The sequence below is a fragment of the Agromyces solani genome, assembly GCF_058349925.1.
On record NZ_JBYRER010000001.1, the window covers coordinates 452736 to 467139 of the forward strand.

At 69.8% G+C, this 14404-nt stretch carries 9 protein-coding genes; 3 read left to right on the forward strand and 6 right to left on the reverse strand.

What is annotated here, in order from left to right; translation table 11 throughout:
- Positions 1-105 precede the first annotated feature (105 nt).
- The 4 genes from AC3RJ7_RS02130 to AC3RJ7_RS02145 form a co-directional block, all read right to left on the reverse strand.
- A complete protein-coding gene (locus AC3RJ7_RS02130; protein ID WP_491454211.1) occupies positions 106-3216 on the reverse strand; it encodes a M14 family metallopeptidase in 3111 nt (1036 codons plus the stop codon).
- Positions 3217-3389: 173 nt separating this feature from the next.
- A complete protein-coding gene (locus AC3RJ7_RS02135; RefSeq protein ID WP_491454212.1) occupies positions 3390-4745 on the reverse strand; it encodes an MFS transporter in 1356 nt (451 codons plus the stop codon).
- A gap of 135 nt (positions 4746-4880) precedes the next feature.
- Positions 4881-6986, reverse strand: coding sequence for an ABC transporter ATP-binding protein (locus AC3RJ7_RS02140; RefSeq protein ID WP_491454213.1), 2106 nt, complete (start codon positions 6984-6986; stop codon positions 4881-4883).
- Positions 6983-8716 carry an ABC transporter ATP-binding protein gene (locus AC3RJ7_RS02145; protein ID WP_491454214.1) on the reverse strand — a complete coding sequence of 578 codons (1734 nt, stop codon included), beginning with the start codon at positions 8714-8716 and terminating at the stop codon, positions 6983-6985. The genes AC3RJ7_RS02140 and AC3RJ7_RS02145 overlap by 4 nt, the downstream gene beginning before the upstream one ends.
- Before the next feature lie 346 nt (positions 8717-9062).
- Here AC3RJ7_RS02145 and AC3RJ7_RS02150 point away from each other — a divergent pair, with 346 nt between their 5' ends.
- Positions 9063-10745, forward strand: coding sequence for an acyl-CoA dehydrogenase family protein (locus tag AC3RJ7_RS02150; RefSeq protein ID WP_491454215.1), 1683 nt, complete (start codon positions 9063-9065; stop codon positions 10743-10745).
- Positions 10746-10939: 194 nt separating this feature from the next.
- Here the strand turns inward: AC3RJ7_RS02150 and AC3RJ7_RS02155 are convergent, their stop codons facing one another.
- On the reverse strand, positions 10940-11518 hold the full coding sequence (locus AC3RJ7_RS02155; RefSeq protein ID WP_491454216.1) for a dihydrofolate reductase family protein: 579 nt from the start codon (positions 11516-11518) through the stop codon (positions 10940-10942).
- A gap of 145 nt (positions 11519-11663) precedes the next feature.
- On the opposite strand from AC3RJ7_RS02155, the gene AC3RJ7_RS02160 reads away from it, so the two are divergent.
- Together AC3RJ7_RS02160 and AC3RJ7_RS02165 are read left to right on the forward strand one after the other, a co-directional pair.
- On the forward strand, positions 11664-12230 hold the full coding sequence (locus tag AC3RJ7_RS02160; protein WP_491454217.1) for a hypothetical protein: 567 nt from the start codon (positions 11664-11666) through the stop codon (positions 12228-12230).
- Positions 12231-12604: 374 nt separating this feature from the next.
- Entirely contained in the window at positions 12605-13087 is a 483-nt protein-coding gene (locus tag AC3RJ7_RS02165; RefSeq protein WP_491454218.1) for a PKD domain-containing protein, read from the forward strand.
- Between the two features lie 135 nt (positions 13088-13222).
- Here AC3RJ7_RS02165 and AC3RJ7_RS02170 read toward each other — a convergent pair whose 3' ends face one another.
- The gene (locus AC3RJ7_RS02170; RefSeq protein WP_491454219.1) at positions 13223-14338 is read right to left on the reverse strand and encodes a carboxylate-amine ligase; all 1116 of its coding nucleotides are present in this window, start codon (positions 14336-14338) and stop codon (positions 13223-13225) included.
- Positions 14339-14404 lie beyond the last annotated feature (66 nt).

Consider the following 14404-nt stretch of genomic DNA (forward strand, 5'->3'; position numbering starts at 1 on the left):
GCGTATCGAGGCCCCTTCCGGCCGGTCGAGTAGCGAGCGCAGCGAGCGTATCGAGACCCCTCGCGGGGTCTCGATACGCTTCGCTACTCGACCGGTGGACCGGCGTCAGTCGAGCAGGTGCTCCAGGGCCCTGCCCATCCAGTCGGCTCGGGTGCCGGCATCGTCGATGCCCTCGAAGCCGAAACCGGTCATGAGCGAACCCGGGGTGGCCACGACGGCGGCCTCGGGGAACCCGGCGGCCGTCGTCACGATGAAGTCGTTCGGGTTCGGTGCGCTGCCCTCGGGGGCGCCGGTGACCTCCCAGCCGCCGGTGTCGCCGTTCTCGAACGACGTCGTCCCTTCGCCGGTCGTCACCTCGATGTCGTCGAGGAATACGCCCAGCCCCTGGGTGGCCCAGTCGCTGATGTACGCGATCGACACCTCGACCTCGCCGCCGGCGTAGGCGCCGAGGTCGACCGTCCACTCCGTCCATCCGCCGGAGCTGCCGGAGGTGGCCTGCCATTCGCCCGACGTGCCGGTCGGCTCGCAGCTCACCGCCTCCGCGTCGTACGTCTGGTAGTGGTCGAGATGCGGGTGCAGCTCGCGCCAGCCGGCCGGACAGCTGTCGCCCGTGCTGTCCGTCGTGCCCCCGTTGAGGTCGGGCAGCGTGGTCCAGTCATCCTGACCGGGGGTGTGCGCCTCGACCACGACGTGGTCCCAGCTCTCCTCGGTGTCGTACGACGTCCAGAACGACAGTTCGGCGCCACCGGCCGGCACGTTGATCGTGCGCGTCAGTCGCTTGTACGACACGTCGGCGATCTGCGAGTACGCATACGCCTCGCCGGTGCGCGGCTCGAACGGTCCGCCCGTGCGGTCCCAGCGCCCCGCGACCCAGCTCTCGAACTGCGGGTACTGCTGCGGATCGAGGATGCCGCTCGTCGTGATGAACGAGTTGCTGTGGTCCTGGTTCTGCGCGCTGTCGGGCCCGTTGAAGCCCCAGTCGAGGTCGGTCAGCGGGGTGTCCACGCCGAGCACGTCGAGCAGGTCGCCGTCCTCCGTCGTGCCGGCGTCGTCGATGACGAGGTACGCGCCGAGCCAGTACTGCAGCGTGTCGTCCATGCCGTCACCCGATCCGCCGAGCGGACGGCAACGTTCCGAGACGGCCGGGTCGGAGCACTGGGCGTTCGCCTCGGTCGGGTCGTAGAACTGGCCGAAGCCGCCCGTGTACTGGCTTCCCGCGTACTTGCCGGTGTAGAGCACCTGGCCGCCCTCGTTGAGGAAGTCGCGGACCTCGAGCGTGTTGTCCAGCGCGAGCCGCGAGGCAGTGCCGGGGCCCCAGCCGGGTTCTCTCGTGACGACGTCGTCGCCCGTGTACCAGATGACGGCGTCGTAGTGCGAGAGCACGCCGAGGCTGTCGGGGGCGATGCGGCCTCGCGCGTCGACGTCGTAGACGTCGAAGCCGGTGCCGTTCGCCTCGAGGGCCGCCTCGTAGGCGTCGAGGTACTTCGGCTCGGTGACGCCCTGCACGGGCGATGCGCCCGTGTAGTCCTCGGCGGCGAGGATCAGCACGTCGTCGTCGGACTCCTCGACGGCCGTGTAGGTGAACGAATCGCTCGTCTCGCCACCGCCCTCGAACCAGACCTCGACCTCGTCGCCCGGATCCGTGCCGGTGACGAACCCGCTCACGATCCGATAGTGCGCACCGGTCTTTCCGCCGTAGCGGTCGCCGCCCGTCCACTCCTCGGTCGGCACGCTGACCGGGTCGTCATCGCCGATCGCGTACTTGAGGGTGACGTCGCCGAGGTCGCGCTTGGCGATGACTCGGACCTCCTGCGGGTCGCCGTACGAGTAGTCGAACGTGAAGTCCGCGAGCGGCAGGCCCGCCTTGTAGGTGTCGTCGCTCTCCAGGTAGAAGGGCTTCGTCTCGATGCCGAGGTGCGACACCGGGTCGTCGGGGTCGGCCGCGGACTTCGCGACGTCGAGCGCGAACGGCAGCGCGCGCTCGAACTCGGCCTGCACCTGCGCCTCGTCGTCGGGGAACACGAACCCGCCACCGGCCGGAAGGCCCTCGCCGAGTTCCGGCGTCCAGGCGAGCGTGCCGCGCTGCGAGTGGGCGAAGTCCGTCGTCTCGCCGTTCGTCACGTAGAGCACATCCGACGACAGGCCCGGCTCGAAGTCGGGGATCGCCGGATCGTCGCGGTTGCCCGAGAGCGCGTAGTAGATCGGGTCGTCGGCGGTCGGCGTTCCGGTCTGCCAGCCCTCCGCGTACAGCAGCCACTGCCCGTACGAGTGGTAGTTGATCTGGAACGAGAAGTCGGCCCGGTCGAACAACGACATCATCGCCTGCGTCTCGGGCTCCGACCCGGCCGACGGGCCGCGGTACGTGTCGCTCGAGATCTGCGACGACGACCCCTCCTCGTCGTAGCCGAAGTGCTCGGGGTAGTTGCGGTTGGGGTCGACGCCGTCGGCGCGCGTGATCTGGCCGTCGCCGTCGTTGTCCCGCAGGTTCTTCCGCCACAGCCGCTCGTGGTCGAACGTGTACTGGTAGCCGTCGGGGTTGGCCACGACGAGGAACCAGAGCTCGTTCTGCTTGAGCAGGTCCTTGATCTCCTTGTCGTTGTTCTTCCAGCCGTCGATGTAGTAGTGCAGCAGGCGGCGGTTGACCTCGGTGGAGATCCACTCGCGCGCGTGCTGGGTGGAGCTGTGGAGCACCGCCGGCCTGGCTCCGTCGGGCGTCGCCTTCGCGGCCTGGGTGACCTTCATCGCGATGAGCTCGCGGCCCTGGTGCGTGTGCCCGAGCACCTCGAGCTTCACCACCTGCGGGTACCGCTTGGCCAGCTCGTACAGCTCGTCGCGGATGCCTCCGGGCTCGTCCCAGGATCGGAACACGGTGTAGCCCGAGGCGGCCTGCTCCTCGGCGAGCTGCCGGGCGGACTTGCCGTCCTTGTTCTTCCTGACCGCGACGTCGATGCCCCGCGCCTTGAGGCCCTTCGCCTCGTCGGCGGTGAGCACCAGGTCGATGCGCAGGCCCGACTCGGTGACCTCGCGGTTGGCGACGTCGAATCCGGCGGCCGCGACCTCGGCGGCTTCGGCACCTGTCACCACCGCCGTGTACATGTCGAGCGCGCCGTCGTCCTCGGCGGCGCTTGCACCGACGGGACTCAGCATCGTGAACGTCAGCGCGAGGGCGGCGGCCACGAAGACGACGCGGTTTCGAATGGAGCGATTTCCAGCCATGAGCGGACTCCTTCGGTCCGTCTTCGGCCGAGGGGGATCATGACGACATCGATGTGCGTTGGACAGGTCGTCACGCCTCAGGCGCTCGCTGCGGACCCTACGCGATAGCCTCCCGCGCCTCGCTCTCGGCTGTCAACCCGATTCTGAGGATTGCTCGCGCGAATTCGGCGACGTCAGTCGGGATCGCGGTCGGCATCGAGATCCCGCCGCCGCGGCCGCGACCGCGGCTCGTCGAGCCCCATGCGAACCCGCGTGCGTCGCCGCTCGACGACGATGAACACCGACCCGAGGATCCAGAGCGGCATCTGGGTGAGGAACGCGATCCGGAACGCCTCGAGCGTGTAGGTCTCGGGCGTGCCCGCGCCCTGCAGGTCCATGGCGAGGCCGATGAGGAAGATCGCGATGAGGCCGGCGATGAAGCCGCCGCCGTTGACGATGCCGGTCGCGGTGCTGAGCCGGTGGCTCGGGTTGTGCGTGCGGGCGTGGTCGAACGCGATCATCGACGCAGGTCCGCCCGTCGCGAGCGCGAGCGCGAGCAGGAACAGCAGCCAGAGCGGCGCCTGCCCCGGCCACACGATCACGATGAGCCACGCCACCGCCTGGATCGCGATGGTCGGCAGCACGAGCATGCGTGAGCGCCGCAGGGGATGCCTCGCCGAGAGCGCGCCCATCACCGGGCCGACGAGCATGCCGAACACGACGAATGCGCTCACGACGAGCGACGCGGTGGCCGGCGAGAGGCCCTCGCCCGCGGTGAGGAACGGGAATCCCCAGAGCATGACGAACGCGGTGCCGGCGAACGGGGTCGTGAAGTGCGACCAGAAGGCGAGCCGCGTGCCCGGGTGCCCCCACGATTCGCGGAAGCCCTGTCGCAGGTCTGCCGACGACCGGACGACGGCGATCGCGCCGGTCTCGGTGTTGACCGAGACGTCCGCATCGCTCGACGGCGGGTGGTTGCGGATGACCGCGAACGTGAGCACCGCGAACAGGGCGCCGAGGCCCGCGAGGCTGCCGAAGGCGACCGTCCAGCTCGTCGCGTGCAGCAGCGCCGCCATCGGCAGGAGCGCGAGCAGCTGCCCCGTCTGCCCGACGATGCCCGTCATCTGCACGACGAACGGCGCCCGCTGCTGCGGGAACCAGGTCGCGACGACGCGCAGCACGCTCGGGAAGACGGCCGCGTCGCCGGCGCCGAGCAGCACGCGGGCGAAGATCGCCGTGCCGACGTCGGTCGACAGCGCCATCACGAGCTGGCCGATCGCCATGAGCACCATGCCGGCGGTGACGATCGGGCGGGCGCCGAACCGGTCGAGCAGGAGCCCGACGGGGATCTGCATGCCGCCGTAGACGAAGAGCTGGATCACCGCGAACATCGACAGCGTCGAGGCATCCGCGTCGAACCTGACGGCCGCGTCGGCGCCGACCGCGCCCAGCGAGGTGCGGTTCGTCACCGAGACGATGTAGGCCGCGACCCCGACCCCCCAGACCAGCCACAGCCGCCAGGGGCGCACGGGCTGGGGGAGGATCGTCACCGATCCATTCTCTCCCGAGTCGGCGCCGGCATCGAATCGCTTCGACTCGCGCCGTCTCGGGTGCCGGCGCCGGAGACGAAGGAGCGGACGCCCCGAAGGGCGCCCGCTCCCACGCGATGCGATCGACGCGAGCGACTACTCGCTCGCCTCGATGATCTCCTCCTCCATGCCCCTCAGCAGCGCCGACTCGGGCTGGACGTCGGACGAGGTCACGATCGTGCCGTCACCCAGAGCCTGCTCGGCGTCGAGGTCGGTCGCGGCCTGCTCGAACTGCGAGTTGTAGAGGCGGTAGTACGCACCCTTCGCGGCGATGAGCTGGTCGTGGTCGCCCTGCTCCACGATGTCGCCGTGCTCCATCACGAGGATGAGGTCGGCGTCGCGGATCGTCGAGAGGCGGTGCGCGATCACGAACGACGTGCGACCCTCGCGCAGCGCCGCCATGGCGTGCTGCAGCAGCAGCTCGGTGCGGGTGTCGACCGAGCTCGTCGCCTCGTCGAGGATGAGCACGCTCGGCTGCGCCACGAATGCACGAGCGATCGTGATGAGCTGCTTCTCGCCGGCCGACACGTTCGACGCGTCCTCGTCGAGCACGGTGTCGTACCCGTCGGGCAGCGAGTGCACGAACCGGTCGACGTACGTCGCCTTCGCCGCGGCGACGATCTCGTCGTCGGTGGCGTCGGCGCGACCGTAGCGGATGTTCTCGCGGATCGATCCGGCGAACAGCCACGGGTCCTGCAGCACCATGCCGGTCTTCGCCCGGATGTCGTGCCGGGTGAGCTCGGCGATGTCCTGCCCGTTGAGCAGGATGCGCCCCGAGTTGAGCTCGTAGAACCGCATGATGAGGTTCACGAGGGTCGTCTTGCCTGCGCCCGTCGGGCCCACGATCGCGACCGTCTGCCCCGGCTCGACGCGGAACGACAGGTCCTTGATGAGCGGGCGGTCGGGGTGGTACGAGAACGCGGCGTGCTCGAACACGATCGTGCCGTCGCCGTCGACCGGCGCCGGGGCGTTCGCCGCGTCGGGCTCCTGCTCGTCGGCGTCGAGCAGTTCGAAGACGCGCTCGGCCGAGGCCGTGCCCGACTGCACCACGGCGGCCATGCCGCCGAGCTGCGACAGCGGCTGCGAGAACTGCTGCGAGTACTGGATGAACGCCTGCACGTCGCCGAGGCGGAGCGAGCCGCTCGCGACCATGATGCCGCCGAGCACGGCGATGCCGACGTACTGCAGGTTCCCGACGAAGGTCATCGCGGGCATCATGATGTTCGAGAGGAACTGGGCCTTGAAGGATGCCTCGTACAGCTCCTGGTTCTCGGCCTTGAACGCCTCGCGGCTCGAGGCCTCGCGGCCGTACACCTTGACGAGCGCGTGACCCGAGAACGACTCCTCCACCCGGGCGTTGAGCCGGCCGACCTTGCGCCACTGCGTGCCGAACGCCTTCTGCGACTTCGGCCCGATGATGCCGAAGATCACGCCCATGAGCGGCAGCGAGACGAGCGCGACGAGCGAGAGCTGCCACGAGATCGAGAACATCATGACGAGCACGCCGATGACGGTGAGCACGTTGGTGAGCGCGCTCGAGAGCGACTGCTGCATCGTCTGCGTGATGTTGTCGATGTCGTTCGTGACCCGCGAGATCAGCTCGCCGCGCTGCACCTTGTCGAAGTAGCTGAGCGGCAGCCGGTTGATCTTCGCCTCGACGTCCTCGCGCAGCTTCCACATCGCGCGCACCATGATGACGTTCACGACGTAGCCCTGGATCCACATGAGGATCGACGACGCGATGTAGAGGAACAGCACGAGGATGACGACCTGGCTGAGGGCGACGAAGTCGATGCCCTCGCCCGGCACCAGGTTCATCGCCTGGACCATGTTGGCCTGGTCGGTCTGGCCGGCGGCGTTCAGCTGGTCGACGACCTGCTGCTTCGTGACACCCTCGGGCATCTGCGCGGAGATGAACCCCTCGAAGATGAGGTTCGTCGCCTCGGCGAGCACCTTCGGCGCCCACACGGTCATGACGACGCCGATGGCGCCGAGCACGGATGCGGCCGTGAACCCGAACGCGTGCGGCTTCAGCAGGCCGAGGAGCCGACCGAACGACTTGCGGAAGTTCGCGGCCTTGCCGGGTGCGACGCCGCCGCTCCAGTCGTCGGCGCTGATGCGGGCCTGCTCGGCCATCTCGAGTTCGAGCTTCTCGTCCTCCGTCAGCTCGGGCTCGGCGGTCTTGGAAGTCTGGTCGGTCATCGTGCGGCCTCCACTCCGAGCTGGGATTCGACGATCTCGCGGTAGGTCTGGCACGTCTCGAGCAGCTGCTCGTGGGTGCCGACGCCCACGGCGACGCCGTCGTCGAGCACGACGATGCGGTCGGCGTCGGTGATCGTCGAGACGCGCTGCGCGACGACGACCTTCGTCACGTTCGGCAGCTCTCGCCAGAGCGCCTGCCTGAGCCTCGCGTCGGTCGTGAGGTCGAGCGCCGAGAACGAGTCGTCGAAGACGAGGATGTCGGGCCGGTGCACGATCGCGCGGGCGATCGCGAGCCGCTGGCGCTGACCGCCCGAGACGTTCGTGCCGCCCTGGGCGATCCTCGCGTCGAGCTGCCCCTCCATCTCCTCGACGAAGTCGCGGCCCTGCGCGATCTCGAGCGCGTGCCACAGCTCTTCGTCGGTCGCGTCCTCACGACCGAACCGGAGGTTCGACGCGACGGTTCCGGTGAAGAGGAACGGACGCTGCGGCACGAGCCCGATGCTCTTCCACAGCAGGTCGAGGTCGGCCTCGCGCACGTCGACGCCGTTCACGAGCACGGCGCCCTCGGTCGTGTCGAACAGGCGCGGCAGGAGCGACACGAGCGTCGTCTTGCCGGCGCCGGTCGAGCCGACGATCGCGAGCGTCTCACCCGGCTCGGCCTTGACGGTGATGCCGCTCAGCACGGGGTGCTCGGCGCCCGGGTAGGTGAAGCCCGTGGCGCGGAACTCGACGGTTCCCGGCGTCGGGAACGTCGTGACCGGGTTCGCCGGCCGCGCGAGCGTCGTGTCGACGTCGAGCACGGCGCCGATGCGCTCGGCCGAGACGGCCGCGCGCGGGATCATGATCGTGATGAAGCTCGCCATCATGACGCCCATCAGGATGAGCATGACGTACTGCATGAACGCGAAGAGCACGCCGATCTCGGTGTTGCCCTCGTCGACCTCGATCGCGCCGAACCAGATGACGCCGACGAGCGTGACGTTGAGCACGAGCATGACGAGCGGGAACATCAGCACGAAGAGCGAGCCGACCTTGCGGCCGACGATCATGATGTCGGTGTTCGCCTCGCGGAAGCGCGCCTCCTCGATGTCTTCGCGCACGAACGCGCGCACGACGCGGATGCCCGTGAGCTGCTCGCGCATGATGCGGTTCACGCCGTCGAGCTTGACCTGGTACGAGCGGAACAGCGGCACCATGCGCCAGATGATGATGCCGGCGACGATGAGCAGGGCGGGCACCGCGACCGCGATGATCCAGCTGAGGCCGACGTCGACCGACAGCGCCTTGTAGATGCCGTAGAACGCCATGATCGGCGCCGCCACGAGGAACGTCGAGCCCATCATCGCGAGCATCTGCACCTGCTGCACGTCGTTCGTGTTGCGGGTGATGAGCGAGCCGGGCCCGAAGGTGGACACCTCGCGCTCGGAGAATCCCGACACGCGCTCGAACACGTCGTCGCGGATGTCGCGGCCGAGCTTCATCGCGGCCATCGCGGCGAACCACGTCGCGACGAGCTGGGTGACGATCTGCAGCAGCGACATGCCCAGCATGACGGCCCCCGACTGCCAGATCACCTCGGTGTCGCCCTTGGCGACGCCGTCGTCGATGATCTGCGCGTTGAGCGTCGGCAGCTGGAAGTTGGCGTAGGCGGCGACGATCTGGAAGGCCAGCACGCCGAGTAGGAGCGGCCAGTACGGCCTCAGGTATCTGAACAGGAGTCTTCCGAGCATGTGATCTCCAGGAATCGCGAGCGGCGTTGGCCTCGGTCACGGCGGTTTCGTGCGCGCACGACCGCGGGCAGGGCTGTTGACCCGTTGGCCCGACTGCATCGTCGCACCCCCGTCCGACATTGCAGCGTCTCAGCCAAACACGCACCTCCCCGGGACGCAAGCGGACCGGGGCATCCGACCCACTCCGTTCACCGAGGGCGAAATCCGACGCCACCGGCCGATCGAGCAGGCGCGAAGCGCCGTATCGGGACCACCCCGGTCGGTCGAGAAGCGACTGGGTCGAGGCGGAGCCCAGCGACGTCTCGAAACCCGGCGCGAACGAGCAGAATGACGGTGGAGGTCGACGATGACGCAGACGCACGAGGTGCAGAACCAGGTTCCGCCGCGCGAGGCGGTCGACGAGTACGCGACGAACGCGCCGTTCGTCGAGGCGGTCGCGACCTGGGGGCGGGATGCCTCGGTGCACACCGCCGGCCTCCCGGAGATCGGCCGCCGAGTCGGTTCGGCCGCCTTCCGGCGCGACGCCGAGCGGGCGAACACGCACCCGCCCGTGCTGAACACCCACGACCGCTGGGGCCGCCGCATCGACGAGGTCGAGTACGACGACGCGTATCATCGCGTGATCGCCGCGGCCGTCGGCGCGGGCGCGCACACGGGAGCCGTCGCCGACCCCGGCCCGGGGGCGAACGTCGACCGCGCCGCGGCGTTCCTCCTGTTCGCGCAGGTCGAGCCGGGCCACGCCTGCCCCGTGTCGATGACGCATGCCGCCGTGCCGACGCTCGAGCTCGCGGCATCCGGCCTTCGAGACGACTGGATGCCTCGGCTGCTGAGCCGCGCGTACGACCCGGCCCTCGGCGGGACCGACGCGCCGGCGAAGCCGTCGGCGCTCATGGGCATGGCGATGACCGAGAAGCAGGGCGGCTCCGATGTGCGCGCCAACACGACGCGCGCCGAGCGCCGAGCGGGCGACGGCATGATGCCGTCGTGGGGCGCGGAGTACGCGCTGACCGGCCACAAGTGGTTCTGCAGCGCGCCGATGAGCGACGCGTTCTTCGTGCTCGCGCAGGCGCCGCACGGGCTCAGCTGCTTCTTCGTGCCGCGCGTGCTGCCCGACGGATCGCGCAACGTCTTCCGCATCCAGCGACTGAAGGACAAGCTCGGGAACCGGTCGAACGCGTCGAGCGAGATCGAGTTCGACGGGACGACGGCGTGGCTCGTCGGCGACGAGGGGCGCGGCGTCGCGACGATCGTGCAGATGGTGACGCGCACGCGCCTCGACTGCGTCATCGGCACGGCGGCGGGGATGCGACAGGCCGTCGCCGAGGCGGCGTGGCACGTGCGGCACCGCGAGGCGTTCGGCGCGCGGCTCGTCGACCAGCCCGCGATGACCGCGGTGATCGCCGACCTCGCGCTCGAGTCGGAGGCCGCGACGTGGACCGCGATGCGGCTCGCCCGCGCGTTCGACACCGATGCGGACGGCTCGGAGCAGGCGTTCCGGCGGCTCGCGACGGCCGTGGCGAAGTACTGGGTCTGCAAGCGCGGGGCGGGCCACGCGGCGGAGGCGCTCGAGTGCCTCGGCGGCAACGGATACACGGAGGCGTTCCCGCTCGCGCGGCGCTACCGCGAGCAGCCGCTGCTCGCGATCTGGGAGGGGTCGGGCAACGTCATCGCGCTCGACGTGCTGCGCGTGCTCGCCCGCGAGCCCGAGGCGTTCGAGGCGTTCTTCGCGGAGGTCGGGCGGGCGGCGGGGTCGTCACCGGCGTTCGATGCCGGCCTCGCCTCGGCGCAGGCCCATGTGCGTTCGCTCGGTGCGACGCTCGCGAGCGACGGCGCCGGGCTCGCCGCGCTGCAGGCGCGGGAGCTGACCGAGCGCCTCGCGGTGCTGCTGCAGGCGTCGCTGCTCGCACGTCACGCGCCCGACCCGGTGGCCGATGCGTTCGCGCGCACGCGGCTCGGCGGCGAGGGCGGATGGAACTACGGCGTGCTGCCCGCGGGCACCGACCTCGCCGCGCTCGTCGCCCGCGCGTGATCCCGGCGGTCGAGTAGCTCGCGTCGGTCGAGTAGCGCCCGACGAAGCTCCGGTCGGTCGAGTAGCGCCCGACGAAGCTCCGGTCGGTCGAGTGGCGCCCGACGAAGCTCCGGTCGGTTGAGTAGCGCCCGACGAAGGAGGACGCGTATCGAAACCACCGCCCCCGCCGTCGGCATCGCCCCGAGGCATCCCCCTCAGACCGGCCGGTAGTACGCCACGATCACGCCCTTCGGCGTGCTCACGCTGCGCGTGAGCTCCAGCCGCTGGTGCGTGTCGCCGAAGAGGCGCTGCCCGGTGCCGAGCACGATCGGATGGATGATCAGCACGTACTCGTCGATGAGCTCGGCGGCCGCGAGCGAGCGTACGAGTTCGCCGCTCCCGAGGATGCCGAGGTCGTCGCCGTCGGTCTGCTTGAGTTCGGCGACCGTGTCGGCGGCATTGCCGACGAGCAGCCGCGAGTTCTGCCAGGCGAGCCGCATGTGCGGATCGCGCGAGACGACGAACTTCTCGGCGGCGTTGAGATAGGTCGTGAACGGATTGCCGTCGGTCTGGTGCGGCCAGAACGCGGCCATGCTCTCGTAGGTGCGGCGGCCGAAGAGCATGGCTCCGCCCTCGCCCATTCCGGCCGACATCTCGGAGGCGAGCACCTCGTCGCTGTCGGGAACGGCCCAACCGCCGTAGGGGAAGTGACCGCGCCGGTCCTCGTCGGGGCTCGCGGGCGCCTGCATCACGCCATCGAGCGATACGTGGTTCGTGACCGTGATCCTGCGCATGCGCCCATCTTGCGCGCGTGCGCGGGTCGCCGCCAGCGGTTGATTCGCCGCTGCCCGTCGGGTAGCGCCGAGGGGCCCCTCGGACCACCGCCCACCCTGTGGATAACTCGCTCGCCGCGCATTCGCCTCGCCTAGGGTGGTCGCCATGTCGATCTCACGCCCGGGAGCCACCGCGCTCGCCGCAGCCGGCCTCGCCGGCGTGCTGGTCTTCGCGCTGAGCGCGTGCACGCCCGAGCCGAAGCCGTCGCCGACGACGGCGCCGAGCGAGAGTGCCGCCCCGATCTTCGCGTCGGACGAGGAGGCGCTCGCGGCGGCGGTGGCGGCGTATGAGGCGTACATCGATGTCTCTCAGGTCATCGGTGAAGCAGGAGGCCGTGATCCCGAGCGCGTCTTGGAGGTCGTCACCGAAGCCTACGCAGAAGACGAAATTCAGAACTACGAGAATCTCGCCGAAAAGGGATACCGCGTGGTGGGCCGTAACTCACTTGAGTCGCCGTCGATTGTTCGATGGTCAGATGGCCCGCCGGTAGAGGTCCAGATATATGCGTGTGTTGGTGTCGGAACGACGAAGGTTATCGACAACAGCGGAAAGGACATCACGCCAGCCGATCGAGACGCGGTCGTTCCTCTCTCGCTCTCGTTTGTTGGTAGTGGCGCCGATGATCTGCGTCTGAATGAGAGCGAGCTATGGTCCGGCGACGACTTCTGTTAGTGCTCCTCGCTACAGCAACCGTTTGCCTAAGTGTCACGGCCGCGGAACAGGCCGCCTTCGCGTGTTCCATTAGCCAGATCAACAGCGGCTCTTGCTCGAACGACACCGGTGCTACTACAGACGGTGGGCGCGTCGATATCTGGGCCGAGCAGACCGGCACCGATGGCGGCAACCGCAACAGTGCGGGCGACGATATAGGCGGAGACACCGGCTCCGGCGAGACTGTCATCGACCTCGGGCCTCCGGGATCGCTCGACATCTGGTCGGGTCCCGAGTGGGACCGGCTGTGCGACGCGAACTTCCAGGCCGACTGCTCTCGTCTGAACGAACCCGCACCGCCGCCCACGCCGACGAGACCGGGCGGCCCCGTCGTGGTGACCCTGCGCGATATCGCCTCGTTCCGCCCGACCCCGCCGGTCGCCGTGATGGAGCCCGACGGGTGGGCCGTCGTGGGCGTCCCGGCGAACTTCGTCGCGGAAGTCGAGCAGCCCGAGGTCGTCTCCGGCACGCTCCTCGGGCGGCGCGCCGAGGTGCGGTTCACGCCGGTCGCGTACCGCTGGGTGCACAGCGACGGCGGCGTGGTGCAGAGCACCTCACCGGGAGCGAGCTGGGCCGACCTCGGCGTCGAGGAGTTCTCCGCGACCGACACGAGCCACGCCTACGCCGAGCGCGGCGAGTACACCGTCACGCTCGAGGTCGCACTGTCAGCCGAGTACCGGTTCGGCGGCTCGGGCTGGCGGCCCATCTCCGGAGTGCTCACCGTCGCGGGTGAGCCGACTCGGGTGCTCGTGGGCGAGGTCGACACGGTGCTGACGAACGGCGACTGCCGGGCGAACCCCTCCGGCCCCGGTTGCTGACGCCGGAACGACGATCGGTCCGCGCTTGAACAGGATGAGCGCGCGAGCACGCCCGTATACGGAGGTGCTGGGCGGATTTTCCTGTTATAGGGCGGCGACCGTGGCGGCCGTAGCGGCCGAAGCGGCCGACCCGCCCTATTCGGCCGTGAACGTCGCCGCGTAGAGTTCGCGCAATCCCGGCATTCCCGACTGGGCGAACGCGGCCCGCTGCCGGACGGCGCCGGTCCCGTGGTCGAGCAGTCGCGCGAGACCGCGGCGCACGAACTCGGCGTCGCCGCGGCGGTCGAGCGCCGGCCCCAGGCGGTCGAGCGCGCGGTCGACGACCTCGGCCGCGGGCCGCAGCTCGCCGAGCACCGGGTCGAGGACCGTCGTCGTGAGTCCGCGGTGCGCCGCGTGCAGGAGCGCCGCGTTGAGCAGTTCGGGCCCCGGCGCGGCCGACTCGTCGGGCAGTACCGCGCTGGCCCCGCGGGCACCGTCGACCGGGTCGACGACGCTCTCGACGAGCGCGCGGCAGAGCGCCGCGACGAGCACCGATTCGTCGGCCTCGAGCTGCGCGTCGGCGATGCGCACCTCGACGGTCGGCACGTGCGACGAGAGGCGTGCGGTCCACATGACGACCGCCCGGTCCTCGGTGCCGCCGACGCCGATCAACCGCTCGAGCCGACGGTCGTAGTCGGCCGCGTCGCGGAACTCCGGCGGTGCGCCCGTCGTCGTCCAGCGGCGGAGGCCGACGTTGCGCCAGCTCTCGTACCCGGTGTCGTGGCCGCGCCAGATCGGCGAGTTCCCGGTGAGCGAGGCGAGGAGCGGCAGCCAGCAGCGCGTCGCATTCAACGCCCGGATCGCGAGGTCCCGGTCGGGCACGCCGACGTGGACGTGCAGGCCCTGGATCTGGTGGTCGGCGATCACGCCCTCCATGTCGTCGACGATGCGCCGGTAGCGCGGGGTGTCGGTGATCGTCGGGAAGGGCAGCGCGTCGGGCGGGCTGCCCACGCTCGCGACGACCACGCCGAACTTCCGGGCCTCCGCTTCGACCTCGCGGCGGAATCCGAGCAGTGCCGCGAGCGCCTGGTCGGTCGTCTCGAACACCGCCGAGGCGTGCTCGACCTGCGCCGCGAGGAACTCGCGGTGCGCCACGGCCTTCCATGCCGGCTCTGCGGCGAGGTGCGCGAACGCCTCGTCGGCCACGTCGACCGGACGCAGCGTCTGCGGGTCGAGGAAGACGAACTCCTCCTCGATGCCGAAGGTGGTCATCGCCCCCTCTTCCTCGATGCTCGAACTCTCGCGAGCGAGGGCCGCGCTGTCAAGGGGTTGTCGGTC